Genomic DNA, 25,407 nt, shown 5'->3' with positions numbered 1-25,407 from the left:
CGAAGCTCAGGCGCGTTCGAGGATGGTCGCCGTCGAGAGGGCGCCGCCCGCGCACATCGTGATCAGAGCGGTCGACGCGTCGCGGCGCTCCATCTCGTACAGGGCCGTCGTGATGAGCCGGGCCCCGGTGGCGCCCACCGGGTGGCCCAGGGCGATCGCTCCGCCGTTGACGTTCACCCGGTCCAGGTCCGGCCCATGGACCGACGCCCACGACAGCACGACCGAGGCGAACGCCTCGTTCACCTCGAACAGGTCGATGTCCGCCATCGTCATGCCCGCCGCTTCGAGGACGGTGGCCGTCGCCCGGACGGGCCCGTCCAGGTGGTAGTACGGCTCGGCGCCCACGAGCGCCTGCGCCCGGATTCGCGCCCGGGGCCGCAGCCCGTGCGCGCGGGCCCGCTCCTCGGACATCACGAGCACGGCGGCGGCGCCGTCGGAGATCTGTGAGGACGTCCCGGCTGTGTGCAGCCCTTCCCGGGCCGCCGGTCGCAGTTTCGCCAGCCCGTCGAGCGTGGTCTCGCGCAGCCCCTGGTCGCGGTCGACCGTGCGGACCGCTCCGGTCGGCGCGCCGTCGTCTCCGAGCACCGGTGCCTCGATCGGCGCGATCTCACGGTCGAAGCGGCCGTCCGCCTGCGCCTTGGCGGCCAGCTGCTGTGACCGCAGGCCGAAGGCGTCGAGGTCGGAGCGGGTCAGGCCGCGTCGCGCCGCGATGCGCTCGGCGGCGGTGAACTGGTCGGGCAGGTCGATCGACCAGTCGTCCGGGCGGGAGCGTGCGTATGGATGGCGTCCGCCGGCCTCCTCGCAGGGGCCTGTGCTCGCCACGTTCGCGCCGAGCGGCGCGCGGCTCATCACCTCCACGCCGCAGCCGATCGCGGCCTCCACCACCCCGGCGTGGACGAGGGCGGCGGCCAGGTGGACGGCCTGCTGGCTGGACCCGCACTGAGCGTCGAGCGTCGTGACGCCGACCTGGTAGGGCAGGCCCGCGTAGAGCCAGGCGTAGCGCCCGACGTGCCCGCCCTGTTCACCCGCCTGGGTGACGCAGCCGGCGAACACCTGGCCGACATCGGCCGGATCTACTCCGGCGCGCTCGACCGCGGCGCGCTGGGCATGGGCCAGCACCGCCTGGGGCTTGAGCCCGGCGAGCCATCCGCGGCGCTTGCCGATCGGCGTGCGTACGGCTTCCACGATGACCGGCGAGCCCATCTGGCCTCCTGCGGTAACGACGCTTCGCCCGAACTATAACCCGTTCTAATACGGCTTCTGCAAGCCTCTTCGCGTACGTAACGGACGAAGAGAACTTGTTCCTGTTCGGTTCGATTCGGTGAGCGTGGCCGCGGAGGCTCGGTGGTGCCCCTTCCGGTGACCCCCGGCCGAGGGTGCCCGGGCGGGGGGTTGTGTGAGGTTGGTCAGGCGATCAGAGTGTCGAAATCGCCGGACTTGGCGCCCTGGATCAGGGCCTTGATCTCCGCCTTCGTGTAGACCAGCGCGGGCCCGGCCGGATGCCGGGAGTTTCTGACGGCGACGCTCCCGTCGGGGAGCTGCGCCAGCTCGACGCAATTACCCTGCGAGTTGCTCCGGTGGCTCTTCTGCCATCGGACGTCGGCGAGATCGGTGGCGGGGATGCCGTTGTACACCCGGTACTGCATTCATGTCTCCTGGAGAATCCTGCTGAGGATCTCGGCGGTGTTGTCCGGAGGTGCGCTGACCACACAGAGGCGTTCCATCGCCTCCATGTAGGCGTCCACGTCATCGCGTCTGTCCAGATACAGGCCACTGGTCAGTTGCTCGATGTAGACCACGTCCGGCAGGTCCGACTCGGGAAACCGCAGGATGGTGAACGCCCCGGCCTCGGCGGTATGACCGCCGACCCGGAACGGCAACACCTGGAGAATGACATTGGGCAGTTTGGTCGCCTCGATGAGGCGCTCGATCTGACCCCGCATCACTTCTCGTCCCCCGATCGGGCGTCGCAACGCCGCCTCGTCCACGACCGCCCACAGTCGGGGACCGTCCCCTCGTGTTAGCAGTTTCTGACGAGTTATCCGCAGGCTGACCCTCTGCTCGATCTCCTCGGGAGGCGCGGCCGAGTTGCCCAGGGAGATGACGGAACGGGCGTATTCCTCGGTCTGCAGCAGACCGGGGATGAACTGGACCTCGTAGGTGCGGATCAGCGCAGCGGCCTCTTCCAGCCCCACGTAGGTCTCGAACCAGCCCGGCAGAACGTCGCCGTACCTGTGCCACCAGCCGGGAGTGTTGGCGTCCTGGGCGAGGTCGAGAAGGGTCGCCCTTTCCCGCTCGTTCATGACCCCGTAGAGAGTGAGCAGGTCGGCCACGTCGCGTTCCTTGAAGCCCACCCGTCCCAACTCCAGGCGGCTCATCTTGGAACCGGAGGCCCGGATCGCGTATCCGGCCTCCTCGCGGGTGATGCCCTGCCGCTCACGCAACCGGCGCAGCTGAGCACCAAGGAGCCGGCGAAGAACGGTCGGTCCCCCAGCGGGCTGCGCTGTGTCCACCCCTACCTCCATGAGCATCGGTCAGCGCACAGTGTGCCACTCCCTCCCCTCCGCTGTCAGAGTTGCACGATTGCCTGCACGTGCATCGGGCCTTGCATATGCAAGGCATGTCGAGCAGGATAGCGCGCGAGGTACGCCGATCACTGCTTCCCAGAGGATCGCGATGACAGCACACGGAGCGCGCTGGATGACCGGAGAGAGCGTCGATGAAGCGCAAGAGTGGCTGTTGTCGGCGATCGCCCGCGGGGAACGGTGGCATGACCACACGGTCCCGCCCGCCAGGGCGGGGTTGAACATGGTGACGCGGGACCTCGCCGCGGTGCCCGAATCCGTACGGGAGGCGCGCGAGTTCTCGCGGGACGGACTCGCCCGATGGGGCCTGGCGGCCATGTACGACGACGTCGGGCTCGTCGTGTCCGAACTCGTGACCAACGCCCTGCGGCATGCCGTCGGAGGGGCGGCCCGTTCCGTCGGCGAGACGCCGATCGGGCTCGGGCTGCTGCGCACCGGCGGCCGGTTGACCTGCGCGGTCGCCGATCCCAGCGACGAGGTGCCGATGCCGGGGGAGGCCGACTTCGTTTCGCAGAGCGGCCGTGGCCTGTACCTCGTCGCCGCGTTCAGCGACTCGTGGAGCTGGACCCCGCTGTACGGCCACGGAAAAGTGGTGTGGGCGAGCTTCACGGTGCGCGCCGCCTGCTGACCGTGCCACGCCGGACCCGTACGGCGGCTGGGTCAGATCAGCACGGCGCCCGCGATCGCGATCACCGCGCAGGCGCCGGCGACGAGCATTCCCTCCGCCCGTGAAAGGGGCGGCGGCACGCCGTACGCGCGCAGCCGCCGTCGCCTGCGGTGCGCGACGACGGTCACGGCCAGCGGGCCGAGCAGCGCCACGGCCCCGACCGGGAAAGCGATCTTGAGGGCGAGCAGGCCGACCGCCCAGCTCGACAGCGTCGTCCGCAGCCACGCCAGTTCCGTCCGCTGGGCCTGCAGGCCGGAGCTCACCGGGTCACGACCGTGCTTATGAGCGTGATGGCGAACAGGATCGCCACGCCCACCGTCAGGAGGGCGGGAAGGGGATCACGCGGCAGGCAGACGCCGAGGCGCATGGCCTCTTGGGCGCGCCGCCATCGGCGGTAGGCGATGGGCGCGATCGCCACGCTCAACGCGATCGCGCCCAGGCCGATCTCGCGGTGCCAGCCCGGCAGGGCCACGCCCTGGATCCCGCCGGCCAGCGGTATGCCCAGCGCGACCAGTCCAAAAGACGTTCGCACCCAGGCCAGCAGGGTTCGTTCATTGGCGAGCGAGAACCGGTAGTCGGGCTCGTGCCCGGGTTCGTCGTCCGGCATCTTCCTCCTCAGACGGTCGAGACGTAGTTCGATGATGCCTGTGCCCGTCACCGCGGTCCGTCGGCGACCCCACCGACGGTCTCCATCGTGCGGCGAACGGCGTTCGCGGACTGTCGGGCCTGCTGCAAGTCCGGCGTCTGGCGCAAATCGCCCGAAGTTGCCGTTCGTATGACCCTGACCAGGGAAAAGGTCTGTCCGGATCTCCCCTTGTGGGCTTGTGTCGAGGCCTTCCGCGGAGCAACGTGGAGCTTCGAGAGCGGAAAACGGTGTTCCGGCACGGGGGGGATGGTCGGCATGGCCGCGCAGAAGAAGGCCACGAAAGAGAAGTCCACGTCGCGGAGGGCATCGGCGAAGACCACGGCCACCGGCCGGGGCGGCCGATCGGCGACCTTGGAGCGGACGTCGCGGCGCGCTGAGCACGGGGCGACGGTTCCCGTCCCCGTCGTCATGCCGCGCGTGAAGGTCATGCAGGTCCCCGTTCCCACCCGTGGGATCTCCTACGTCGGCGACGCGGGCCGGGTCGCCGTCTCCTTCCTGCCGCCTCCGGACCGGCTGATGTTCTACGGCGGTCTGGGAGCCGCCGCCGTGTTCGGCATCATCGACTGGCCGGTCGCCGCCGCCATCGGCGTCGGAACGATGATGGCGCGCCGGGCATTCGGCAAGCGAGGACCGGCGCAGCCCTCCCGGGCGCCGAGCGCGCAGGAAACGGGACAGCCGGCGAGCACGTCTCGGTCCACGAGCCGGTCCGGAGCGACGGGCCGGTCCCGAACGACGGCCAGGACCGCGACCGCGGCCAGGACTGCGACCGCGGCCAGGACCGCGAGCGAGAGCGGAGCCGGGAGCCGGTCGGGAACCGCGGGAGAGTCCGCGACCGGCCGGTCGAAGGCCCCCGAGAGCGTCTGACGGCCGGGCCCCCGCGTCATGCCGCTGCGAGGCCTGCTCCGTACCGCGACTGATCTTGTCTACATCGCGACGACACTCCCTGGCACGGCCGCGCTGGCGTCGGGCGCGGTACTGCCTGCCGTGGCGCGGCGAGCCTCGGACGAGGCCGCGCGTCTGACGAGTCTGCCGGGTGCCGTGACCGGCGCGGTGACGAGTCTGCCCGGCGTGGTCGCGGGCGTGCCGGGTGCGGCGCGTCTGCCCGGTGCGGTCGCGGGTCTGCCGGGTGCCGTGGCGCGTCTCCCGGGCGCGGTCGCGGAACTACCGGACCTCGCCGTGCGGGCGCCGGGCGAGATGGCGCGGCTGCCGGGGCTGGTGACGCGCCTGCCCGCGGCCGCCGTCCGGGCCTCGGACGCGGTCGTACGGGAGTCGGGCGCCGCGCTGCGCACCGTCGTCGAGGCGATAGAGGAACGGCGGGTGCACCGGGTCGACGGGCGGACCAGCATCCGGGTCCGTGGCCTGCACCGCTCGGGCCGCGAGGATATGGCGGGCGACCTCGTCACCGGGCTGCGGAACGTCGCGGGGGTGGCGCGGACCGAGGTGAACGCCGTCCTCGGGGTCGTCATGGTGGTGCACGACGGCGACGTGCCCGTCGACGCGCTCCTCGACGTCGTGGAGACGATCGAGGACCGGCACGATGCCACCGGCGATCCGTTCAGCCGGCATCCCGACCCGGCCCACCGGCAGGCGGTGCTACGGGAGATGGCCCTCGTCGCCGCGTACCTCGCCGGCGCCGGCACCGCGATCGCGGGCCGACTGGCGCTGCGCGCCGTGCCGATCCCTCCGGCGGTGGGGACCGCGATCTCCATGGTCGACTCCTCCCCTCAGATCAGGGACCGGCTGACGCGGTACATCGGGCACGCGGCCACCGACGTCATCCTCGGCGGTGCCCTCGCGAGCGTTCAGGCGCTGGCGCAGCAGCCGGTCGGCCTCCTCATCGGCTCCGTGCACCGGACGGCCCGCACCAGGGAGATGCGCGGGCACCGGTCCGCGTGGCATCGGCGCGTGGAGCACCTGATCCGTGAGGAGGGCTCCTTCGAGGCCTCACCCCTGACCGTTCCGGGGCGGCCCGTGCCGCTGCCGTACGGCCCGGTGGAGCGGGCGGCCTGGGTGGTACCGGCGGCGATCACCGCCGCCGTCGGCACGTACTTCTTCACCCACGACGGGCAGCGGGCGCAGGGGGTGCTCGCGGCGGGCGTGCCGAGGGCGGCGCGCATGGGCCGCGAGGCGTTCGCCACCCAGCTCGGCCGGATCCTCGCCGGCCGCGACGTCGTCGCCCTGGATCCGGAGAGCGTACGCCGGTTCGACCGGGTCGACCACGTGATCCTCGACGCCTCGGTGCTGCGCACCGGCGACATGGTGATCGAGGACGTCGTCCCCCTCTCTTCGGCGGTGGCCGCCGAAGAGGTCCACGAACGCGCCCACGCCCTGGTCGACCTGGGCCGCCCGGCGGCCCGGCGGGAAGAGGGCTCCTGGACGATCTCCCCCGTGCGTACGGCCGGCGCGCCGGCCGGCCGCCGCCCCGCCGACGCCCTCTCGGACGGCTCCGCTCCCACACGAGAACCCGACCTCACGGCGGAGGCCCGCGAGCGCGCGGCCGAGCTGCGCGAGCGGGGCGCGACCGTGCTCCTCCTGACCCGTGACGGCGAGCCGGCCGCCCTCGTCTCCGTGGTCGCCGAGCTCGACCCCCTGGCCGAGGCGCTGATCACGGCCGCCCGCGGCGTGGGATCGGTCGCCGTGGCCGGTCCCGCCGCGCTGGCACAGCGGCTCTTGGTCGACCACACGGTCGCCGGGGGGAAGCGGCTGCTCGCCTCGGTACGAGCGTGCCAGGAGGAGGGACGTGTCGTCGCGCTCGTCTCCGCGCACGGCGGTGAACCGCTCGCGGCGGCGGACGTGGGGATCGGGCTGCTCGGTCACCGCCGCCGTCCGCCGTGGGGCGCGCAGCTGCTGTGCGGCCCCGGCCTGGCCGAGGCGTGCCTGGTTCTGGAGTCCATCCCGCCGGCCAGGGAGACCAGCGCGCGTGGCGCACGGATCGCCGCCGTCGGATCGGTGTCGGGGGCGCTGCTGGCCGCGGCCGGATCTTCCGCCGGCGCGCCGCGGCGGGCGCAGCTGGCGATCGACCTCGCCACCATGGCGGCGTTCGCCGTCGGCACCTGGTCGGGCCGGGCCGCGGCCCGGCGACCCGCCCCCGTGCCCCAGGACCGTACGCCCTGGCACGCGTGGCCGGCCAAGGCCGTGCTGAGCCGGCTGGACTCCTCCATGTCCGGCATCGACGAGGATGAGGCGGCACGGCGCCGCTCCGACCTGGGCGAGCAGGTGAGGCCGCCCGGCCTGGGGCAGGTGACCGTGGAGGAGCTCGACAATCCGCTCACTCCGGCGCTGGCGGCGGGGGCCGGGGTCTCGGCGGTCATGGGATCGATCACGGACGCGGCCCTCATCGGCGCGGTCCTCGGAGTGAACGCCGTGATGTCCGGTCTGCAGAGGGTCCGCGCCGATCACGCGCTGCGGCGGCTCGTCGACATGAGCGCGGTGCGCGTACGGCTCCGGCGGCCGGGCGAGGACGGCGCCGAACCGCGGGCCACCGCCGACGAGCTCGTCCCCGGCGACGTCGTCGTCCTCACCGCGGGGGATGCGGTACCGGCCGACCTGCGCCTGCTGTCGGCGAAGGACCTGGAGGTCGACGAGTCCAGCCTCACGGGTGAGTCGCAGCTGGTCACGAAGAGCCCCCGGCCGAGCCTGTCGCAGTCGGTGGCGGACCGTCGTTCGATGCTGTACCAGGGCACGGTGATCGCGGCGGGCGACGCGTCCGGGGTCGTCGTCGCCACGGGCCCCCAGACCGAGGTCGGGCGTACGATGCGCCAGGCCGGTGACGAAGGGCGCGAGGGCGGGGTGGAGAAGCGCCTGCGCGCGCTGACGGAGGTGACGCTGCCGATCGCCCTCGGAGCCGGAGCGGTGCTCTTCGTGTCCGACCTGGTGCGCGGGCATTCGATGGCCCAGGCGCTCGGGCCCGCGGTCAGCCTCGCCGTCGCCGCCGTGCCCGAGGGGCTGCCCTTCGTCGCCACGGCGGCCGAGCTGGCCACGGCGCGCAGGATGTCCCGCCGGGGCGCGCTCGTCCGCAATCCGCGCACCATCGAGGCGCTCGGCCGTATCGACGTGCTCTGCTTCGACAAGACCGGCACGCTGACCGAGGGACGACTGCGGGTGCGTCAGGTGTCCGACGGCATCGCGGCCACTCCCGTCAAGAAGAAGCTGTCGCCGTTCCTCCGGAAGGTGATCGCCGCCGCCGTGCGTGCGACGCCCGACCCCGGTGGGCGCCGGCTGCCCCACCCGACCGACCGGGCGATCATGAGAGCCGCCCGGAAGCTCGGCATGGACCCCGCGGAGGACCTGGGCTCCTGGGAGCGGGTCGACGAGATGCCGTTCGAACCCGCGCGCGGCTACCACGCCGTGCTCGGCAGGACGGACGGCCGTCAGCTGCTGAGCGTGAAGGGCGCGCCGGAGATCGTCCTGGAGCGGTGCGACACCTGGCACCGGGAGGACGGGTCCGTTCCGTTCGACCAGGAGGCGGGGGAGAAGGTCGGACAGGAGATCGACCGGCTGGCGCGTCTCGGATACCGGGTCCTGGCGGTGGCGGAGCGTGAGGCGTCGGGACGCCAGGACCTCACCGAGTCGCGCATCGACCGGCTGGGGTTCCTCGGCCTGCTGTGCATCGCCGATCCGGTCCGGCCCACTGCGGCCGAGGCCGTGGACCGGCTGCGCAAGGCGGGCGTCGACGTCATCATGATCACCGGTGACCATCCGACCACCGCCGAGGCCATCGCCGCCGAGCTGCGGTTGCTGAACGGCCGCATCATGATCGGGCCGGACCTGGACGCCCTGCGCGACGACGAGCTGGCCGAGGCGCTGGCCGGGGTGGCGGTCTTCGCCCGGGTCAGTCCGGCGCAGAAGGCCCGCGTCGTCCAGGCTCTGCGCGCCGCCGGGAGGGTGGTCGCCGTCACCGGTGACGGTGCCAACGACGCCCCGGCCATCCGGCTGGCCGACGTCGGCATCGCGCTCGGCGAGCGGGCCACGCCCGCGGCCCGCGAGACGGCGGACGTCGTCGTCACCGACGACCGGATCGAGACGATCACCGACGCGATCGCCGACTGCCGCGCGATGTGGCGTTCCACACGGGACGCCCTGGCCGTGCTGCTGGGCGGCAACCTCGGTGAGATCGCCTTCACCGTGGGCACGGGCCTGCTCAGCGGGCGCAGTCCGCTCAACGTGCGTCAGCTGCTCCTGGTCAACCTGCTCACCGACATGCTTCCCGCGATCGCCCTGGCGGCCCGCCCGCCGTCCGGGGTGACGCACGAGGAACTGCTGGCGGAGGGCCCGGACCGGTCGCTCGGTGGCGCGCTCACCCGCGATGTGACGGTGCGCGCGGGCGCCACGGCAGGGGCGGCGCTGGCCGCCTGGTCGCTGGCGCGGGTCTCCGGAACCCGCGGTCAGGCCGACACCACGGGTCTCGTCGCGCTCGTCACCACGCAGCTCGCCCAGACGATCGCGGCCGGCGGGCGCGACCCCCTGGTGCTCGGCTCGGGCCTGGCGTCGCTCGCCGCGCTGGCGGTCATCGTCCAGGTGCCGGGCCTCAGTCACTTCTTCGGCAGCCGGCCCCTGCTGCCGCACTGCTGGGCGATCGGGCTGGGCTCGGCCCTGATCTTCGCCCTGGCGGCGGTGTTGCTCACGCGCGTGCGGCGATCCCTGCCCTGACTTGGGAAGATGTTCATTTCCCCGACATTCCCACAGGTCGCGACCGATACGGACAGCAAGGCATAATTCACGCGTAAGTGTCCCCGAACACCCTAGGTGCCCCAATGCCTGACCTCGTGTCGACCGTCCTCGCCAAGGCGCTCGTGATGCTGCTTGAGGCCCTCGCCACCCGGCTGGTCCTCCACCTGGTCCGTACCGGGATGTACCGGCAGCTCTGGGCCGCCTGAGCGTCCCCCTTCGAGTCCCGGCCCCGGCCTGTCGCCGAGGGCCGGTGCTCGCATTCCCCCCGGCTTCCGGCCTCGGTCCGCCGCCCGTCCGTCCGCCCGCCCGACCGTCCGCCCGCCCGACCGTCCGCCCGCCCGACCGTCCGCCCGCCCGACCGTCCGCCCGCCCGACCGTCCGTCCGCCCGCCCGACCGTCCGCCCGCCCGACCGTCCGTCCGCCCGCCCGACCGTCCGCCCGCCCGACCGTCCGCCCGCCCGACCGTCCGCCCGTCCGCCCGTCCGTCTGGCCGACGGACCGGCGTCCCCGTCGTCAGAAGCCGGCGAGCAGGCGGTCCGCCGCGATCTCCAGCCGCGCCTGGATCTCCTCGTTCGTGGCGTGGCCGCGGAGCATCTCGAGCATCTCCATCACCCACACGCTGCTGAGCGAGCGCAGGAGGACCCGGCTCTCCCCGCCCTCCCCGTCGGCCTCCGTCGCCGTCACCCGCCCCAGCAGGCCGGCCATGCGGTTGCCGAAGTCGGTCTTGACGTCCGACAGCAGGAGTGACCGGATCAGTGCGTCGGCGAGCTCCGGCTCGCGCATCAGCCCGCGCGTGGCGCGCATCAGCACCTCGACGGCGCGCCCGGCGGCGGTCGCCGAGCGGGGCGGGCGGCGATCGAGACTGCCCTCGAGGGTGTCCATCTCTTCGCTGACCACGGCGACGACCAGGTCCATCTTGGACGGGAAGTAGCGGTACAGCGTGCCGAGGGCGACGCCGGCGCGCTCGGCGACGGTGCGCATCTGCATCGCCTCGACCCCGCCACGGGAGGCGAGGGCGGCGGCCGCCTGGACGATGCGCCGGCGGCGCTGGTGCTGGCTGCGGGAGCGGACCCCCTGGTGGCTGGCGGCTGCGGACTCTGCCGTCACGACGACTCCTTGGGCTGGGGGCGCGGTGCCCCGTCCGCGCGTGTCAGGGATCAGCCTACCGCCGGTGAGAACACGTTATGCATTACCGGCATGTTGCGGGCCCGAACAGGTTTAGCCGAGGTAAGCGAGCCCTGACATCGCCTTGTGGGTGGTCCTCGATCTCCGGTAGTGGACACATATTAGAATCTGTTCTAGTTTTCTTCCGGGGTCGAGCACGGGAGGTGACGCGGTGTCCGGCACGGTGGCCGACCTGCTCCAGGCGAGGTCCGCGGACGACCGCGTCGGACTGTGCACCGCCGACGCCGCCTGGACCTGGCGCGAGGTCACCCGGGAGTGCGCCGCGCGCGCCGGCTGGATGGCGACGGTGGCCGGTCCGGGGCGCCGGACGCGGCCGTTGCACGTGGGGGTGCTGCTCGACAACGTCCCCGAGATGGTGTTCCTGCTCGGCGGCGCAGCCCTGTCCGGAAACGTGATCGTCGCGCTCAACACCACACGGAGCGCCGACGAACTGGCCGGTGACGCGACGCGCGCCGACTGCGACCTGATCGTCACCGAGCCGCGTCACGCCGCTCTCGCGGACCGGGTCGCCGCCCGTACCGGCCTGCCGGTGACCGAGCCCCGGCCGGCCGCGCCCCTCGACGCTCCGGCGCCGGCCACCCCGGAGACCCTCCTGATGCTGATCTTCACGTCCGGCACGTCGGGGCGGCCCCGGGCGGTGCGGGTCACGCACCGGAAGGTCGTCGTGCCCGGCACGGTGCTGGCCGGGCGCCTGCTGCGGCCCGAGGACGTCGTCTACTGCCCCATGCCGCTCTTCCACTCCGGCGCGGTCATGGCGGCGTACGCCCCGGCGCTCGTCGCCGGGGCACAGCTCGTCCTCCGCGCGCGGTTCTCGGCCTCCGGCACCCTGCCCGACATCCGCCGGTACGGCTGCACGTACCTGCACTACGTCGGCAAGGCGCTGTCGTACGTGCTGGCGACCCCCGAGCGCGCCGACGACGCGGACAACCCGCTCCGCGTCGCCTTTGGGAACGAAGCCGCGCCGCTGGAGCAGAAGCGGTTCGCCGAGCGCTTCGGCTGCGCCGTCGTCGACGGGTACGGCTCCACCGAGACCGCGATCGCCCTGTCGCCGGATCCGGCCGGACCGCCGGCAGCGCTCGGCCGCCTCGGCGACGGCATCAAGATCCTCGACCCGGCCACCGGCCGGGAGTGCCCGCCCGCGCGGCTCGACGCCCACGGCCGCGTGACCAACGGCGACGAGGCCATCGGCGAGCTCGTGAACACCCGCGGGCTCGGCCTGTTCGACGGCTACTACAACGAACGGGCCGACGACCGGCTCCGGGACGGCATGTTCTGGAGCGGAGACCTCGCCTACCGGAACGCCGGCGGCTTCGTGTTCTTCGCCGGACGGGACGCCGACCGCCTGCGCGTCGACGGCGAGAACTTCGGCGCCGCCCAGGTCGAGCGGGTGCTCGGCGAGCTGCCCGGCGTGGAGACGCTCGCGGTCTATGGTGTGCCGGACGTCGCGGCCGGCGACCAGGTGATGGTCGCGCTGGTCGGCGCCTTCGATCCCGGGAGGTTCGCCGCGTTCCTGCGCGAGCGCGCCGACCTGAGCCCCAAGTGGACGCCGCGCTACGTCCGGGTCGCCGAGAGCCTGCCGTCCACCGCGTCCAACAAGATCGTCAAGCGCGGGCTCGCGACGGACGCGTGGAGCACCGCGGATCCGGTGTGGTGGCGGCCCGGCCGGGAGATCCGGTTCCGCCGCATGACCGCCGAGGACGTCGACCGGCTGCGCGCCGAGTTCGAGAGCCGGGGCCGGGGACACCTGTGGCCCGCCGGAACCGCGAAGTGAGGAGGGGACCATGGACTTCGACCTGGACGAGAACGCGCGTGAGCTGCAGGATCTCGCGGCCGGCCTGTTCGACCGCGAGGTGACGACGGAGCGCCTGGAGACGCACGAGAAATCGGCCGCGCCGTACGACGCGGCCCTGTGGGAGGCGATGGCCCGAGCCGGTCTGCTCGGTGCCTGCCTGCCCGAGGACCTGGGCGGCGCCGGGCTGGGAACGGTGGAGTTCGCCGTCGTCCTGCGCCAGGTCGGCGCGCACGTCGCCCCCGTCCCCGCGTACGGCTCCCTCGTCGCGGCGGTGACCGTCGCACGGCACGGCACCGGGGAGCAGCGCGCGCGGCTCGCCGACTTCGCCGGTGGCGGGTCGGTCCTGAGCGTCGCGGTCCGCGAGCCGGGCCTCGGTCTCACGGCGACGGCGCGCCGCGACGGGGACGCGTACGTCCTCGACGGCGTGAAGACCTTCGTGCCGTACGCCGAGCAGGCCGACGCCATCCTCGTCCCGGCGCGGACCGGCGACGAGACCGGCGTCTTCCTCGTCGAGCCCGGCGGGGTGACGCTCACCCCGCAGCCGTCGGCCACCGGCGAGCCGCTCTGGCGGGTGGGACTGGACGGCGTACGCGTCGGCGCGGACGCGCTGCTGGGCGCCGGGGCGCATGAGACCCTCACCGGCCACGCCACGGCCGGCGCCGTCGCCGTCGTCTCCGGAGCGCTCGACGCCGCGCTGGCGCTGACCACCGAGCACGTCAAGACCCGCGAGCAGTTCGACCGGCCCCTCGCCGAGTTCCAGGCGGTCACCATGCAGATCGGCGACGTCTACATCGCCAAGCGGGCGCTGGACGTGGCGGTGTGGGCGGGTGCGTGGCGGCTCGCGGAGGGCTACGACGACGCCGCCGAGGTGCTCGCCATCGCCGCGTACAACGCGTGCGACCCGGCGCTGAACGCCTTCTACACCTGTCAGCACCTGCACGGCGGGCTCGGCCTGGACGTGACCTACCCGCTGCACCGGTACTTCGCGTGGGCCAAGCACCACGCGCACCTGCTGGGCGGCGCCGAGGCGCAGCTGGACGCGATTGGAGCTCTGGTGGCCTGATGTTCATCGACCTGACCGACGAGCAGAAGGCGCTCCGCGCCGAACTGCACGACTACTTCGGCTCCTGCCTGACCGGCGAACAACGCGACCAGATCGCCGACGACCCGTTCGGCACGGCGTACATGGCGCACTGCCGGCGGCTCGGCCGGGACCGCATGCTCGGCATCGCCCTGCCCAGGGAGTACGGCGGGCGCGGCTTCGGCCCCGTCGAGCAGCAGATCTTCGCCAACGAGATCGCCCGCGCCGAGGTGCCGTACCCCATCATCACGCTGAACACCGTCGCGCCGACCCTCGTGCAGTACGGAACCGACGCGCAGAAGAAGAGGTTCCTGCCGGGAATCCTCGCGGGGGAGTGTCACTTCGCGATCGGCTACAGCGAGCCCGGTGCCGGAACGGACCTGGCCGCGCTGCGCACCACGGCGGTCCGGGACGGCGACCACTACATCGTCAACGGCCAGAAGATCTTCACGTCCGGCGCGCACTACGCCCAGTACGTCTGGCTGGCCGCGCGGACCGACCCCGGCGCCAAGAAGCACAAGGGCATCTCGATGCTCATCGTCGACTGCGAGGACCCCGGCTTCTCCTGGACGCCGATCGTCACCATGGACGGCCGCCACCACACGAACTCCACCTACTACCAGGACGTCCGAGTCCCGGCCGACCTGCTCGTCGGCGAGGAGAACAAGGGCTGGAACCTCATCGTCAACCAGCTCAACCACGAGCGGGTCACCCTCGGCCCGGCGGGCAACATCGGGCACACCTACGACCGCTTCCTGCGCTGGGCACGCACGAAGCCGGGCCGCGACGGCCGGCCGCTCATCGACCACCCCGACGTGCGCCGCGCGGTCGCACGGGTCCACGCGTACCTGCGCGTCAACGAGCTCCTCAACTGGCAGGTCGCCGCGAACATGGACCTCGGCTGGCTCGGCGCGCCCGACGCGTCCGCCACCAAGATCTACGGGTCGGAGCGCATGCAGGACGTCGGACGCGTCGTCGGCGACGCGCTCGCGCGGTACGGCGACCCCGGCGACGAGGAGACCCGCGACTTCATCGACCGCCTCGACCACGGCGTGAAGGGCGCGATCGTGCTGACCTTCGGCGGTGGCGTCAACGAGATCCAGCGGGAGCTCATCGCGATGATCGGCCTCGGCCTGCCGCGCGCACCGCGCTGATGGAGGGAGAGACATTGCACGATCAGTTGATGGCCCTCGCCGGGGAGCTGACCGCCGCCGGGGAACGGCCCGCAGGTGCCTGCCCGGACCCGGTCAACGCCGCGATGATCCGCAACTGGACCCAGGCGCTCGGCGACCGCGGCACCCGCTGGGCCGAGACCGCGCCGCCCGCGATGATCCAGGTCTGGTCGATGCCAGGGCTGAACCCGGACAAGCCCGGCTCGATCGCCGACCGTGCCCTGACCCTGCTGAACGATGAGGGGTTCACCGGCGTCGTCGCCACCAACTGCGAGCAGACCTACGACCGGTACCTGCGGCACGGTGAGCACCTGCGCTCCACCATGCGGTTCGGGGGAGCGACCGGCCCCAAGCGCACCGGCCTCGGCGAGGGCTACTTCGTCACCTGGTACCAGACCTGGTACTCCGGCGACGAGCGCGTCGCCGAGATGATGTTCCGGGTCCTGAAGTTCCGCCCGCGCCGGCGTTCGTCCGGGAGCCACGCGGCGAAGGGATATCCGCTCCGGCCCGCCGTCGGCCCGGACACCCGGTTCTTCTGGGACGGCGTACGCGACGGAGAGCTGCGTATCCAGCGCTGCGCCGAGTGCGGGCGGCTGCGCCACCCGCCCGGCCCGATGTGCCCGGCCTGCCAGGCGACCAAGCGCGACCACGTCACCGCGAGCGGGCGTGGCACGCTCCACAGCTACGTCGTCCACCACCACCCTCCGGTCCCCGGACTCGACCCGCCGTTCGTCGTCGCGCTCGTCGAACTCGACGAGGGCGTGCGCATGGTCGGCAACCTCCTCGGCTGCCCGCCCGAGCAGGTGCGCATCGGCATGCCGGTCGAGGTGTCCTTCCAGGAGATGGACGACGAGCTCACCCTGCCGCAGTGGCGCCCGGCCGGATCGCCGACGCCCTCGCCGGCCGGGACGGAGACGGGCGCGGGGGCCCGATCGGAGCGGGGCCCTGGGGCTGAGACGGCGGGTTCGGAGCCCGGCCCGGAGGTAGAGACGGCGGGTTCGGAGGCCGAGACGGAGGTAGAGACGGCGCTGCACCCGGAGGCCGCCGAGGGGCTGCCGGAGCTGCGCGTCGAGCTGACGCCGACGTTCGTCATCGCCACCGCCCTGGCCACACGCGACTTCACGCCGGTGCACCACGACACCGCCCTGGCCCGGGCCCAGGGGTCCAAGGACATCTTCCTGAACATCCTCACCACCATGGGCCTGGTCCAGCGCTACGTCCTGGAACACCTGCCGGATGTGGCGCTGGAGGGCATCTCCGTACGGCTCGGCGTCCCCGCGTACGCCGGCGACACGCTCACGCTGACCGGGCGCGTCGTCGACGACCGCGCCGTCGAGGTCCGGGGCGCGGTGAGCCTCGGCGACCACGCGGTGGCGACCGTACGACTCAAGGAGCAGCCATGACCCTCTCCGGGAAGACGGCGATCGCCGGGATCGGGGCCACCGAGTTCTCCAAGGAGTCGGGACGCTCGGAACTCCAGCTCGCCGCCGAGGCGTGCGTCGACGCGATCAAGGACGCCGGGCTGACGCCGTCCGACGTCGACGGTCTGGTGACCTTCTCGTCGGACTCCAGCTCCGAGATCGCGGTGGCGCGCGAGCTCGGCATCCCGGGCCTGTCCTTCTTCTCCCGCGTGGAGTACGGCGGCGGCGCGGCCTGCGGAACCGTCGCCCACGCGGCGATGGCCGTGGCGACCGGGCAGGCGCAGACGGTCGTGTGCTACCGCGCTTTCAACGAGCGCTCCGGGCATCGCTTCGGCCAGGCGGCCCCCCGCTCGGATCGCGGCGTGACCTCGACCGGCATGGAGTTCTCCTGGCACCTGCCGTACGGCTTCGCGACACCCGCCGCGTGGGTCGCGATGTACGCGCGCCGGTACATGCACGAGTACGGCGCGACCAGCGAGGACTTCGGCCGGGTCGCCGTCGCCATGCGACGGCACGCGGCCACCAACCCCAAGGCGTGGTTCCACGAGCGGCCGATCACCCTCGAGGACCACCAGGCCAGCCGGTGGGTCGTCGAGCCCCTGCACCTGCTCGACTGCTGCCAGGAGTCCGACGGCGGCGTCGCGATCGTCGTGACGAGCGCCGAACGCGCCCGCGACCTGCCCAACCCGCCCGCGCTGATCAGGGGGGCCGCGCAGGGCGCCGGGCCGAACCAGATGATGATGTTCTCGTACTACGAGACCGACCTGACGACCCTTCCCGCGATGGGCCGAGTGGGGGAGACGCTCTGGCGGCAGGCCGGGCTCGGGCCCGCCGACGTGCGGGCCGCGATCCTGTACGACCACTTCACGCCGTTCGTCCTGGTACAGCTGGAGGAGCTCGGCTTCTGCGGGCGCGGCGAGGCGAAGGACTTCGTCGCGGACGGCGGCGTCGAGCTCGACGGGCACCTGCCGGTCAACCCGAACGGCGGCCAGCTCGGCGAGGCGTACATCCACGGCATGAACGGCATCGCCGAGGCCGTCCGCCAGGTCCGCGGCACCGCGGTCAACCAGGTCGCCGGAGTCGAGAACATCATCGTGACCGCCGGCACGGGCGTGCCGACGAGCGGCCTGATCATCAGCCGTTTCTGAGCGGCGCCCGGCGCGCCGGGAAGCCCCCTGGAGGGCGACTCGTGGTGACGGGCGTACAGAACGCTCGGCGAACGCCGCCACAAAGCGCGCCATACCGGGACGAGTCAACGGCGGACGGCTCCTTTGCCGAGCATCCCGTACGCCGGCGAGCGGGAGACGTCTCCGCGATGCCGTACGAGGTGTGCGCAGCCGTTAGCGAGCCGCTGTCGCGGACGGTCGGGCGGCGTTCAGTGGACGCGGGCGTACTCGCTGTCGATCACCAGGACCTGTCCGTCGCGCAGCGCCCGGTGCGGGACGCCGTCCGCGCGGTACCACGCCGCGACGGCGGTCAACGCCTCCGTCTCGGGGTGTCCGGGGGAGTCGACGTGGGGCACGATGGCGTGGTCGAGGACCCCGAGGCCGGTCCAGGTCACCGGTTCGCCGTAGACGTCGGGCACGACTCGGGGGTCGTCGCAGTCCTCCAGACCGCGCAGGCTCGGGGCGAGCACGCACGCTCCGGCGCTGTACCCGGCGTAGACGAGCGCATCGTCTCGCAGGAGAGCGGCCAGCGCGGTGTCCGCGCCGCTGCGGGCGAGCGCGTGGCGCAGCATGAAGACGTTCCCGCCCCGCACCCACACGGCGGGGAAGGGGGCGAGCGCCGCCGCGATGTCGCCCTGGGACCGATCGAAGAACTCGCGGAGGTCCAGCTCCACCGGTCGCAGGCCCAGGCGGGTCAGCGCGTCGACCTCCCGCCGCACCCCGGCCCGGCGTTCGTCCTCGGGCTGGGCGTCCACCGCGTTGGCGATCACCGCGATGTCGGCCGGCCCAGAGCCGTCGAGCAACGCGAGCAGGCGGTCCGGGTGGTCGCCCACACGGAACGAGGAGAGGTACATACGCATCGGGCACCCGTTCTCTGACCGAATCCGCGAGTGTATGGGTAGGTCCCCGTTGTTGAGATCGCGCGGCGCCCCGGGCGAGCCGCCGACCTATTCGATCGTGGTCTCATCCCCTCCCGTCCCGGCAGGAAGCCGTAAAGAATCCGTAAACGGGTTCCGCGAGGCTGAAGGCACATGAGGACGGCGGGCCGGACGGGCCCGCCGCTCGCTCGAATCCCGGAAGGAGCATCTGATGCGCAGGTTCAAGCTTCAGGTCCAGACCACCGTCGATGGCTACATGGCCGGCCCGAACGGAGAGATGGACTGGTTGACGTTCCCGTGGACCGACGACATCAAGGACTACATCACGTCGCTCATGGAGCCGGTCGACTGCATCGTGCTGGGCCGCAGGCTCGCCGAGGGGTTCATCCCGGCGTGGGAGGCGGGGCCTCCCGGCGAGGACCAGAAGGCCATCGACGCGATGAACGACACGCCGAAGGTCGTCATCTCCAACACCCTCACCGAGTCGCCCTGGAAGAACGCCGTCGTCGCCGGCGGCGACCTGACCGAGACCATCGACCGGCTCAAGGCCCAGCCGGGCGGCGACATGATCGCCTACGGCGGCGGCACACTCGTGGCGAGCCTGATCGCCAAGGGGCTGCTCGACGAGCTCCACCTGTTCGTCAACCCGACGGCGATCGGCACCGGAATGCCCGTATTCCCCGACCTGGGCGCCCATCATCGTCTCCGCCTGGTCGCCGCCGAACCGTTCAGGTGCGGGATAACGGTGCTGCACTTCGAACCGAAGCGCTCCTCAGCTTGATCGTCGAGGTTTTTCGCATGAGGAACGACGAAGGACCTCGACGATCACGGTCGGCTCAGTCGGCGACGAGGCGACTCCTTCGGCCTTCCTGCTCACGCTGCCGCCGGACGACGTATGTGCCGGGTACGCAGCCGGTGGCGCCGTGCTCCGGGTGCAGCAGGTAGACGGGAGCTGAGCTCTCGAAGACGCCGATCGCCAGCCAGTCGGCGTCGGTCACCCCTCTCGTCCAACGGCAGGTGCCGGCATCGGCGACGAGCGTGTGCGGATTGCCCCCGGCGGCGCCGCGAAGCAGCTCTACGCCCTCGGCGGGCACGTCGGTCCAGTGCGCATCGGCCCCGACCTTCACGGACGAGGCGACGACGGAGAGCGGGATGACGATGAGGTCGCCCTGGGCCTGGAGGCCGTCGACGACGGGGATGCCCACCGACTGTTCGAGGTGGTCGAGGACGGCGAGCCCGGTCTGCAGGGAAAGGGAGGCAAGGGTCACGGTCATGGAGATCACCTTTAGGTTCGGCGGACGAGGAGGGAGTACTGCTGGGCGGACAGCCCGTAGGTCCAGCCCGCGGCGGCGATCGGATCATCGAGGAAGCCCGGCACCGTCAGCCCGTACCTGCGACGGTGCCCGTCGCGTTCGACGGACCCGTTCACGGCGAGGAGCACCCGCGTGTCCTCGCGCATGTCGTAGAGCCGGAGTTCCGAGCCGGGGTTCCCGGGATCCGGGGCGGTGGTGAGCAGGCGCAGCCCGGCCTGGTCGACGTACGACGCCCAGCCGATGCGCTCGATCGCGCACCGCCGGACCTCGACGTTGCTCTCCCTCGTGATCCGTTCGACGCTCGGGTCGTCGATCACCCAGGACGGCACCCGCGTCCCGTGCCAGGCGTGGACCTCCCACCCGTCGGCGTACCGTACGGCGGGGCCGTCCGCGCAGTGCAGGCACACCTCGCCGTCACCGGCCCGAACCTCGATGCGTACGGCGACGGGTCGCTCGGAGACGACGCAGACCTGTTCGCGCGGCCACCACCAGCCGCAGGACCCGGCCAGGGTCGCCCACAGGTCGAACCGCCGCTCCTGCTCCCGGGTGAGGACCAGCCCGGCGACGCGGCGCAGCGCGTCGTAGTTGGCGATCCAGGAGATGCCCAGCGCGTCGTACCAGATGCTCGCCAGGCGCTCGCGCGGGTCGTGCGCCGCCCGTAGCACCATGCCGAGCGACCCGTTGAAGGAGCGTTCGAGCAAGATACGGACGCGTCCGTGGATGTGCTGGTACAGCCCCCGGTCGACCCGTCTGGCCTGGGCGTCGAGGTCGAGGCACAGCCGCGTCCTCAGCGCGCGGAGCCGGTTGGGCACCGGCCATTCGGCCAGGCGCTCGACGGCCTCGGAAGGCCGCAGGCGTACGCCGGGCGGAACGGTCGTCAGGGCGGTGACCGGTGAAGGCACCCAGTGAAAACGCGGCGGGCCCAGCCCGATCAGGCGGTACAGCTCGGAGATGGCGGCCTCGGCGGCCGGACGGTCGGCGGGCAGCGCCGACAGGAGCCGGCCCAGCCATTCTTCGCGGATTTCGGCAGCTTCCCGCTGCCCCAGAGCGCTCACCAGATGAAGGTGGCGTCGTCCTTTCCAACGATCATGTCGGAGAGGGTGACAGATCGACCGTGCCCCTGTCCACCGCCGAACGCCCGCTGGCCGGCGCGAGCGCTCAGCCGCCACGGCCGACCCGGTGTCCGGGTCGGCCGATGCGGTGTCCGGGCCGACGCGGCGTTCGCCCAAGCCAACGTGGCGTTCGCCCGAGCCGACGCGGCCCTGGGACGGTGCGGGCGCAATGCTCGGTGAACGCCGCCGCAAAGCGGCTCATTGCGGACGCGATCAAGGGCCTCCGGGGGCTTTCACCGAGCGTTGCGCGTGCTCCCGCTCACCGCGGTCGGATCAGCGGACGGTGCCCAGGACCTCGGTGATCTCTTCGCGGAACTCCGCGCCGGCGAGGTTGTCGCCGTAGTCGCGTGAGTGGACGATCAGGCCGTCCCTGACCCGGACCACCATGACGTACGAGAAGGCGAACGGCCGGCCGGACCGCGTCATCGTGCCGTGAAGGGTGTACTCGGTGACGACCACCTCGGGGTCATCCGTCTCGCGCAGCACCAGCGGGTCGACCTTGGTGAAGCGTCGCGCGGGGGCGACGGCCTTGAACCGGGTGCGGTGGCCCTCGCGTCCCTCGAACCGGCCGGGGACCCCCGGTGGGGCGAACGGAAGCTCGATGACGGCGTCGGGCGCGTACAGGTCGGCCACCTCGTCCCACGCGTTGGCGGCGGCGGCGCGGATGAAGCGTGCGACGACCTCGCGGGGCGAGGCGATGACTTGTCCGGTCATGGATGACTCCAACAGAATCGGGGGAGGCGCGAGCGGTCTCCGGGGAACACGGACGGCGGCCCTGAAGGCAGGGCGAGGTCCCGTAGAATCGGAACGATCAACCCGGTTTTGACGTTACGGAACGAGCGCTCCGCTTGTCAATGGCGTCCGCCGTGTCGCGGGAGAGGGGAGAGCGTGTCCGGAGCCACCGGCCGTACGACCGCGCCGCCGCGCGCGGACGCACGGCGCAACCGCGCAAGGGTGCTGCGGGCCGCGCAGGAGGCGTTCGCGGCCGACGGGCTGTCCGTGCCGCTCGACGAGATCGCCCGCCGGGCGGGAGTCGGGCCGGGCACGATCTACCGCCATTTCGCGAGCAAGGAGACGCTCTTCGAGGCGGTCGTGATCGACCGGATCGGCGGGCTCGTCGACGAAACGAGCGCACTGGCCGCCGTGGACGACCCGGGGGCCGCCTTCTTCGACGTGTTCGCGCTGGTCGTCGAGCGCACCGCGCTCAACAAGGCGCTGTGCGAGGCGCTGATGGCGGGTTCGGGGTACAGCGTGAAGGTGGCGCCGGAACTCCGGGAGCGCTACCGGTCGGCGTTCGGGACGCTCCTCGAACAGGCCCAGCGGGCCGGCGCCGTACGGGCCGACGTCACCGTCGACGACGTGCAGCGTCTCGCGCTGGGCTGCGTGAGCATGGAACGCGACGCGGGAGGCTCGGCCGGGCGCGCCACCGCCCTCGTGTGCGACGGGCTCAGGCCCGCTCGGGATGCCCGGCGTTCACTGCCCGCCGTAACGGAATCTACACCTGAGCGTTACGAAAGTCGGTCGGCGGTCGTCCCGGTACCGACGCCCGACCTTGAGCCGACCCGGTGTGCGGAGTGCGGCGAGCCCATCCGGACCGCGCGCACCGGACGGCGCGCGCGGTACTGCGGCTCCGCCTGCCGGCAGCGGGCACACCGCCGACGCGCCGCGGGCTGACACCCACTGCGCCGGCTTTGCTTCATGCGGCGAGGAGCTCGCGGATGACGTGGCGGGCGTTGGCGGAGATGATCGGGTTGGTGCTCCGGTAGTACGGGAGCTGGCCGACGGCCATGGACAGGGCCCAGCCGCGACCGCGCGACCAGGTCGCATCGTCGACGTCCACGGCGTCCTGGAATGCGTCTCTGCATGAGCCGGGCAGCAGGTTCCACGCGACGATCAGGTCGCAGGCGGGGTCACCGACCCCGGCGGTGGGGAAGTCGAGGACCCCGGTGAGTCTTCCACCGGCGAGGAGCAGGTTGCTCGGCATGAGGTCGGAGTGCAGCCAGCACGGTGGGCCGGTCCAGGGCGGTGCGGCCAATGACTGCTCCCAGACCGCCAGGGCCGCCTCGGCGTCGAAGGGCTCGTCGGTGTCGCTCAGCTCCGCGATCGTGGCACGGGTCTGCGCGTCAACGGTCGCCAGCGGACCCCCGCGGTAGGCGATGGGGGCGCCGTCGACGTCCACCTTCCGCAATGCCGTGATGAAACCCGCCAGGTCACGGGCCAGAATCTCGGGTTCGGCGACTCGGGCCTCGACCGGGCACTCGCCGTCGATCCACCGGTGCACCGACCAGGTCCACGGGTATCCCCCGGCGGGTTCACCGCGCCCGACCACCGTCGGAATCGTCACCGGCAGCGCGGGCGCCAGCCTCGGCAGCCACCGCTGCTCCCACTCCACGGTCTCCACGCCATCCGTGGCGAGGGGGAGCCGGGCGGTCAGGGCATCACCGACCCGGTAGACGGCGTTGACTGTTCCCCCGGAGGCGAGTCGCTCGACCGGCAGGTCCGCCCACTGCGGAAACTGCCCGCGGATCAGCTGCTCGACGAGGTCTGTGCCGGTGTCCACCTCATCGGCGTGCATCTTGCCCATCCGCAAACAAGACCGCCCTGGTTCGCAGGCCGTCAACCGATTTTCGCGCGAACCCTGTCGGCGGTGCGGGCAACCGTCGGCCCGGCCATCGCCGAGGCGTCTCAGCCCATGCTCTGTCGATCGGGCGCGATGAGCGCGACGACCCGCTCCTCGCCGCGCGAGTAGGGCCGCCGGTTTACCACCTCGTCGACCAGGGCGTGCTCGAGCGCCATCCCTACGACGGGCGGCCGCGCTATGAGTACCACCTGACGGCGAAGGGGGCCGAGCTAGTGCTCTACCGCCATCACGCGTGCGGTGAGATCAGCGGTGTCGACCTGCGCTGCGCCCACTGTGGCGAGCGGATGCACGCAGGCGACGTCGACGTCCTGCCAGGTCCCGGCGCAGCCGTGTGATCAAGGCGGGGCCCAGAGCTCCCCGGCCCGTACACAATGCTCGGTGAACGTCGCCGCGAAGCGGCCATACCGGGACTCCGGAGCGCCTGACGAGCGCCTTCACCGAGCATTTCGTACGCCACCCATCGTCGGATCAAGGTCCGAAGCGGGCCCACACCACCTTTCCGGCTCGCTGGGAGGGGTGCCAGCCGAGCCGGCCGCCGGTGAGCTCGTTGATGAGGAACAGGCCGCGCCCCGTCTCGGCGGCCTCGTCGGCGTCGACGATCCGGGGCAGGTTGACGCCGTCGGGGTCCCACACGCCGACCTCGCCGACGCCGTATCGCGGGGTGGCGACCCACGTGAGGATGACCTTGCCCGGATAGAGCCGGCAGGCGTTCGTCGTGAGCTCGGTGAGGATCAGCCGGCCGAGATGGCGGACGTCGCTGGACAGGCCCCACGACTCGGCGGCCTGATCGACGAGGTTACGCACCAAGTAGACATTCTCGGCGCATGCGTGCAAATCAAGGGTGAGTCGTGGGGGTGGAGTCCATTTCTCCGGATTCGCCGTGTCCATCGAACGTCCTTTCGCCGAAACTCGCTGCATTCGCGCGATGACCTGTGGTGACATGGTCCGTGGACATCAACGCGGTTGGTGACGACTGGCGGATCCAGGGGTGAACACGCCGACTTCGGCGACGCGAGTCGTGAAGAGTCGCGAGACGGGTGAGGAGTGGTGACGGTGGCCGGAAAGGAACGACCGGGAACGCTCAAGGTATTCGGATCGGTGGTGCGGGGATATCGCTGCGCCACCGGCCTGTCGCAGGATCAGCTCGGGGAGAAGATCCCCATCTGCGGCTCGCATATCGGCAAGATCGAGCGCGGTGAGACGCGCTGCGATCGGTCTATCGCCGTCAAGCTCGACGAGCTGTTCGACACGAAGGGCGCGCTGCCCTCGCTCTGGGACGAACTCGTCCTCGACGCGGCCTTCCCCGTCTGGTTCGACTGGCCGAAGGTCGAGACCGATGCCGACTTTCTCAAGTCGTACCAGTGCCTGGTCGTCGACGGCCTGCTGCAGACGGAGGAGTACGCCTCAGCCCTGCTGGGTGGTGACAAGGCCGCCACGGCGGCACGCTTGGGGCGCCAGGCGCTTCTCTCGCGAGATGACCCGCCGCCGCCCCGCCTGTCCGTGCTACTGGCCGAGAGCGTGCTGCGCAACGAGGTAGGTGACCGCGACGTCATGCGCGGACAACTCGAGCACCTTCTCGCACTCTCGTTCTCACGCGTCTCCCTGCAGATCGTCCCTGGCCCGCTCCACCCCGCCGACACCGCCGGGGCGTTCGGCTTGGCGACTCTTCCGGACCGCAGCGAGGTGGCGTATGTGGCGACGGCCATGCGCGGAATCACGACGAGCGAATCAGACGATATTCGCCTACTCTCAGAGGCGTACGACGAAATCCGGTCGCGAGCCCTCCCTGTCGAGATGTCGCGCGACTTGATCCGCCGGATTCTGGAGGAACAGTGGACATGACGGACACCATCTGGCGAAAGAGCAGCCGCAGTGAGGGAAACGGTGGCCACTGCGTCGAGATCACGGTCGTCGAGTTCCACTCTGTGGACTGACCGAAAACCTATTTGGATGCGTTATGGACATCGCAGATATGGCCTGGCGGAAGAGTAGCCGCAGCGAGGGAAACGGCGGCGACTGCGTCGAGGTGGCCGTGTTCGCGTCGATGCGGGTGGTCTCTTCGTAGGACGCCGGGCTGT

At 71.8% G+C, this 25,407-nt stretch carries 27 protein-coding genes; 15 read left to right on the top strand and 12 right to left on the bottom strand.

Annotation, left to right across the window (positions count from 1 at the left end; genetic code table 11):
• Nucleotides 1–6 precede the first annotated feature (6 nt).
• From NE236_RS21960 to NE236_RS21950, 3 genes are all read right to left on the bottom strand, one after another.
• Nucleotides 7–1,203 (bottom strand): steroid 3-ketoacyl-CoA thiolase, encoded by a 1,197-nt coding sequence (locus NE236_RS21960; RefSeq protein WP_252843932.1) that lies wholly within the window; start codon nucleotides 1,201–1,203, stop codon nucleotides 7–9.
• Nucleotides 1,204–1,406: 203 nt separating this feature from the next.
• Nucleotides 1,407–1,646 carry a DUF397 domain-containing protein gene (locus NE236_RS21955; protein ID WP_252843931.1) on the bottom strand — a complete coding sequence of 80 codons (240 nt, stop codon included), beginning with the start codon at nucleotides 1,644–1,646 and terminating at the stop codon, nucleotides 1,407–1,409.
• Nucleotides 1,647–2,513 (bottom strand): Sco1979 family transcriptional regulator, encoded by an 867-nt coding sequence (locus tag NE236_RS21950; protein WP_252843930.1) that lies wholly within the window; start codon nucleotides 2,511–2,513, stop codon nucleotides 1,647–1,649.
• A 163-nt stretch (nucleotides 2,514–2,676) separates the two neighbouring features.
• On the opposite strand from NE236_RS21950, the gene NE236_RS21945 reads away from it, so the two are divergent.
• Nucleotides 2,677–3,213, top strand: coding sequence for an ATP-binding protein (locus tag NE236_RS21945; RefSeq protein ID WP_252843929.1), 537 nt, complete (start codon nucleotides 2,677–2,679; stop codon nucleotides 3,211–3,213).
• 32 nt (nucleotides 3,214–3,245) lie between these two features.
• Here the strand turns inward: NE236_RS21945 and NE236_RS21940 are convergent, their stop codons facing one another.
• Together NE236_RS21940 and NE236_RS21935 are read right to left on the bottom strand one after the other, a co-directional pair.
• A complete protein-coding gene (locus NE236_RS21940; protein WP_252843928.1) occupies nucleotides 3,246–3,515 on the bottom strand; it encodes a DUF202 domain-containing protein in 270 nt (89 codons plus the stop codon).
• Entirely contained in the window at nucleotides 3,512–3,859 is a 348-nt protein-coding gene (locus NE236_RS21935; protein ID WP_252843927.1) for a YidH family protein, read from the bottom strand. Before NE236_RS21935 ends, NE236_RS21940 begins: the two co-directional genes overlap by 4 nt.
• A 294-nt stretch (nucleotides 3,860–4,153) precedes the next feature.
• On the opposite strand from NE236_RS21935, the gene NE236_RS21930 reads away from it, so the two are divergent.
• From NE236_RS21930 to NE236_RS43695, 3 genes are all read left to right on the top strand, one after another.
• Entirely contained in the window at nucleotides 4,154–4,762 is a 609-nt protein-coding gene (locus NE236_RS21930) for a hypothetical protein (RefSeq protein ID WP_252843926.1), read from the top strand.
• A 120-nt stretch (nucleotides 4,763–4,882) separates the two neighbouring features.
• Nucleotides 4,883–9,547, top strand: a complete 4,665-nt coding sequence (locus NE236_RS44575; protein WP_252843925.1) for a cation-translocating P-type ATPase — start codon at nucleotides 4,883–4,885, stop codon at nucleotides 9,545–9,547.
• A 104-nt stretch (nucleotides 9,548–9,651) separates the two neighbouring features.
• Nucleotides 9,652–9,774: a hypothetical protein gene (locus tag NE236_RS43695; protein WP_289850701.1), complete on the top strand. Its 123-nt coding sequence runs from the start codon at nucleotides 9,652–9,654 to the stop codon at nucleotides 9,772–9,774.
• Between the two features lie 307 nt (nucleotides 9,775–10,081).
• On the opposite strand, the gene NE236_RS21920 is transcribed toward NE236_RS43695, so the two are convergent.
• Nucleotides 10,082–10,675, bottom strand: a complete 594-nt coding sequence (locus NE236_RS21920) for a TetR family transcriptional regulator (protein ID WP_252843924.1) — start codon at nucleotides 10,673–10,675, stop codon at nucleotides 10,082–10,084.
• Nucleotides 10,676–10,904: 229 nt separating this feature from the next.
• Here NE236_RS21920 and NE236_RS21915 point away from each other — a divergent pair, with 229 nt between their 5' ends.
• Genes NE236_RS21915 through NE236_RS21890 form a run of 5 tightly spaced genes read left to right on the top strand, consistent with a single transcriptional unit; the run spans nucleotide 10,905 to nucleotide 17,367 of the window.
• On the top strand, nucleotides 10,905–12,524 hold the full coding sequence (locus NE236_RS21915; RefSeq protein WP_252843923.1) for an AMP-binding protein: 1,620 nt from the start codon (nucleotides 10,905–10,907) through the stop codon (nucleotides 12,522–12,524).
• Between the two features lie 10 nt (nucleotides 12,525–12,534).
• The gene (locus NE236_RS21910) at nucleotides 12,535–13,608 is read left to right on the top strand and encodes an acyl-CoA dehydrogenase family protein (RefSeq protein ID WP_252843922.1); all 1,074 of its coding nucleotides are present in this window, start codon (nucleotides 12,535–12,537) and stop codon (nucleotides 13,606–13,608) included.
• Complete coding sequence (locus NE236_RS21905) at nucleotides 13,608–14,780, top strand: acyl-CoA dehydrogenase family protein (RefSeq protein ID WP_252843921.1); 1,173 nt, start codon at nucleotides 13,608–13,610, stop codon at nucleotides 14,778–14,780. Before NE236_RS21910 ends, NE236_RS21905 begins: the two co-directional genes overlap by 1 nt.
• A gap of 14 nt (nucleotides 14,781–14,794) precedes the next feature.
• Nucleotides 14,795–16,201 (top strand): OB-fold domain-containing protein, encoded by a 1,407-nt coding sequence (locus NE236_RS43690; protein WP_289850700.1) that lies wholly within the window; start codon nucleotides 14,795–14,797, stop codon nucleotides 16,199–16,201.
• Entirely contained in the window at nucleotides 16,198–17,367 is a 1,170-nt protein-coding gene (locus NE236_RS21890) for a lipid-transfer protein (protein WP_252843920.1), read from the top strand. Before NE236_RS43690 ends, NE236_RS21890 begins: the two co-directional genes overlap by 4 nt.
• A 227-nt stretch (nucleotides 17,368–17,594) precedes the next feature.
• Here the strand turns inward: NE236_RS21890 and NE236_RS21885 are convergent, their stop codons facing one another.
• Nucleotides 17,595–18,245, bottom strand: coding sequence for a Type 1 glutamine amidotransferase-like domain-containing protein (locus tag NE236_RS21885; RefSeq protein WP_252843919.1), 651 nt, complete (start codon nucleotides 18,243–18,245; stop codon nucleotides 17,595–17,597).
• 229 nt (nucleotides 18,246–18,474) lie between these two features.
• Between NE236_RS21885 and NE236_RS21880 the strand changes: the two genes are divergently transcribed.
• Nucleotides 18,475–19,044 (top strand): dihydrofolate reductase family protein, encoded by a 570-nt coding sequence (locus tag NE236_RS21880; RefSeq protein WP_252843918.1) that lies wholly within the window; start codon nucleotides 18,475–18,477, stop codon nucleotides 19,042–19,044.
• A gap of 55 nt (nucleotides 19,045–19,099) precedes the next feature.
• Here NE236_RS21880 and NE236_RS21875 read toward each other — a convergent pair whose 3' ends face one another.
• The 3 genes from NE236_RS21875 to NE236_RS21865 form a co-directional block, all read right to left on the bottom strand.
• Nucleotides 19,100–19,537: a DUF8820 family protein gene (locus NE236_RS21875; RefSeq protein ID WP_252843917.1), complete on the bottom strand. Its 438-nt coding sequence runs from the start codon at nucleotides 19,535–19,537 to the stop codon at nucleotides 19,100–19,102.
• 11 nt (nucleotides 19,538–19,548) lie between these two features.
• On the bottom strand, nucleotides 19,549–20,631 hold the full coding sequence (locus NE236_RS21870) for a DUF6745 domain-containing protein (RefSeq protein WP_252843916.1): 1,083 nt from the start codon (nucleotides 20,629–20,631) through the stop codon (nucleotides 19,549–19,551).
• Nucleotides 20,632–20,961: 330 nt separating this feature from the next.
• Nucleotides 20,962–21,402, bottom strand: coding sequence for a nuclear transport factor 2 family protein (locus NE236_RS21865; protein WP_252843915.1), 441 nt, complete (start codon nucleotides 21,400–21,402; stop codon nucleotides 20,962–20,964).
• A 174-nt stretch (nucleotides 21,403–21,576) separates the two neighbouring features.
• Between NE236_RS21865 and NE236_RS21860 the strand changes: the two genes are divergently transcribed.
• Nucleotides 21,577–22,362: a TetR/AcrR family transcriptional regulator gene (locus NE236_RS21860; RefSeq protein WP_252843914.1), complete on the top strand. Its 786-nt coding sequence runs from the start codon at nucleotides 21,577–21,579 to the stop codon at nucleotides 22,360–22,362.
• Nucleotides 22,363–22,384: 22 nt separating this feature from the next.
• Here NE236_RS21860 and NE236_RS21855 read toward each other — a convergent pair whose 3' ends face one another.
• The gene (locus NE236_RS21855; RefSeq protein WP_252843913.1) at nucleotides 22,385–23,272 is read right to left on the bottom strand and encodes an aminoglycoside phosphotransferase family protein; all 888 of its coding nucleotides are present in this window, start codon (nucleotides 23,270–23,272) and stop codon (nucleotides 22,385–22,387) included.
• A 197-nt stretch (nucleotides 23,273–23,469) separates the two neighbouring features.
• On the opposite strand from NE236_RS21855, the gene NE236_RS21850 reads away from it, so the two are divergent.
• The gene (locus tag NE236_RS21850) at nucleotides 23,470–23,664 is read left to right on the top strand and encodes a hypothetical protein (protein ID WP_252843912.1); all 195 of its coding nucleotides are present in this window, start codon (nucleotides 23,470–23,472) and stop codon (nucleotides 23,662–23,664) included.
• A gap of 133 nt (nucleotides 23,665–23,797) precedes the next feature.
• On the opposite strand, the gene NE236_RS21845 is transcribed toward NE236_RS21850, so the two are convergent.
• Entirely contained in the window at nucleotides 23,798–24,217 is a 420-nt protein-coding gene (locus NE236_RS21845; protein WP_372494408.1) for an ATP-binding protein, read from the bottom strand.
• Nucleotides 24,218–24,376: 159 nt separating this feature from the next.
• On the opposite strand from NE236_RS21845, the gene NE236_RS21840 reads away from it, so the two are divergent.
• Genes NE236_RS21840 through NE236_RS45120 form a run of 3 tightly spaced genes read left to right on the top strand, consistent with a single transcriptional unit; the run spans nucleotide 24,377 to nucleotide 25,394 of the window.
• The gene (locus NE236_RS21840) at nucleotides 24,377–25,171 is read left to right on the top strand and encodes a helix-turn-helix domain-containing protein (protein WP_252843910.1); all 795 of its coding nucleotides are present in this window, start codon (nucleotides 24,377–24,379) and stop codon (nucleotides 25,169–25,171) included.
• Nucleotides 25,168–25,263, top strand: a complete 96-nt coding sequence (locus NE236_RS21835; protein ID WP_252843909.1) for a DUF397 domain-containing protein — start codon at nucleotides 25,168–25,170, stop codon at nucleotides 25,261–25,263. The genes NE236_RS21840 and NE236_RS21835 overlap by 4 nt, the downstream gene beginning before the upstream one ends.
• Nucleotides 25,264–25,286: 23 nt before the next feature.
• Entirely contained in the window at nucleotides 25,287–25,394 is a 108-nt protein-coding gene (locus NE236_RS45120) for a DUF397 domain-containing protein (protein ID WP_372494407.1), read from the top strand.
• The last annotated feature ends 13 nt before the right edge of the window (nucleotides 25,395–25,407 follow it).

It is taken from the genome of Actinoallomurus purpureus, from assembly GCF_024055795.1.
GTDB lineage: Bacteria > Actinomycetota > Actinomycetes > Streptosporangiales > Streptosporangiaceae > Actinoallomurus > Actinoallomurus purpureus.
The sequence above is the reverse complement of the archived record's forward strand: the minus strand, read 5'-3'. Positions and strand labels throughout refer to the sequence as shown.

What these genes read in the sequence shown, in the direction of transcription:
- NE236_RS21960 (WP_252843932.1), bottom strand. Translation starts at nt 1,203, where the DNA reads ATGGGCTCGCCGGTCATCGTGGAAGCCGTACGCACGCCGATCGGCAAG.
- NE236_RS21955 (WP_252843931.1), bottom strand. Translation starts at nt 1,646, where the DNA reads ATGCAGTACCGGGTGTACAACGGCATCCCCGCCACCGATCTCGCCGAC.
- NE236_RS21945 (WP_252843929.1), top strand. Translation starts at nt 2,677, where the DNA reads ATGACAGCACACGGAGCGCGCTGGATGACCGGAGAGAGCGTCGATGAA.
- NE236_RS21935 (WP_252843927.1), bottom strand. Translation starts at nt 3,859, where the DNA reads ATGCCGGACGACGAACCCGGGCACGAGCCCGACTACCGGTTCTCGCTC.
- NE236_RS21930 (WP_252843926.1), top strand. Translation starts at nt 4,154, where the DNA reads ATGGCCGCGCAGAAGAAGGCCACGAAAGAGAAGTCCACGTCGCGGAGG.
- NE236_RS43695 (WP_289850701.1), top strand. Translation starts at nt 9,652, where the DNA reads ATGCCTGACCTCGTGTCGACCGTCCTCGCCAAGGCGCTCGTGATGCTG.
- NE236_RS21910 (WP_252843922.1), top strand. Translation starts at nt 12,535, where the DNA reads ATGGACTTCGACCTGGACGAGAACGCGCGTGAGCTGCAGGATCTCGCG.
- NE236_RS21905 (WP_252843921.1), top strand. Translation starts at nt 13,608, where the DNA reads ATGTTCATCGACCTGACCGACGAGCAGAAGGCGCTCCGCGCCGAACTG.
- NE236_RS21890 (WP_252843920.1), top strand. Translation starts at nt 16,198, where the DNA reads ATGACCCTCTCCGGGAAGACGGCGATCGCCGGGATCGGGGCCACCGAG.
- NE236_RS21885 (WP_252843919.1), bottom strand. Translation starts at nt 18,245, where the DNA reads ATGCGTATGTACCTCTCCTCGTTCCGTGTGGGCGACCACCCGGACCGC.
- NE236_RS21880 (WP_252843918.1), top strand. Translation starts at nt 18,475, where the DNA reads ATGCGCAGGTTCAAGCTTCAGGTCCAGACCACCGTCGATGGCTACATG.
- NE236_RS21875 (WP_252843917.1), bottom strand. Translation starts at nt 19,537, where the DNA reads ATGACCGTGACCCTTGCCTCCCTTTCCCTGCAGACCGGGCTCGCCGTC.
- NE236_RS21865 (WP_252843915.1), bottom strand. Translation starts at nt 21,402, where the DNA reads ATGACCGGACAAGTCATCGCCTCGCCCCGCGAGGTCGTCGCACGCTTC.
- NE236_RS21855 (WP_252843913.1), bottom strand. Translation starts at nt 23,272, where the DNA reads ATGGGCAAGATGCACGCCGATGAGGTGGACACCGGCACAGACCTCGTC.
- NE236_RS21845 (WP_372494408.1), bottom strand. Translation starts at nt 24,217, where the DNA reads ATGGACACGGCGAATCCGGAGAAATGGACTCCACCCCCACGACTCACC.
- NE236_RS21835 (WP_252843909.1), top strand. Translation starts at nt 25,168, where the DNA reads ATGACGGACACCATCTGGCGAAAGAGCAGCCGCAGTGAGGGAAACGGT.
- NE236_RS45120 (WP_372494407.1), top strand. Translation starts at nt 25,287, where the DNA reads ATGGACATCGCAGATATGGCCTGGCGGAAGAGTAGCCGCAGCGAGGGA.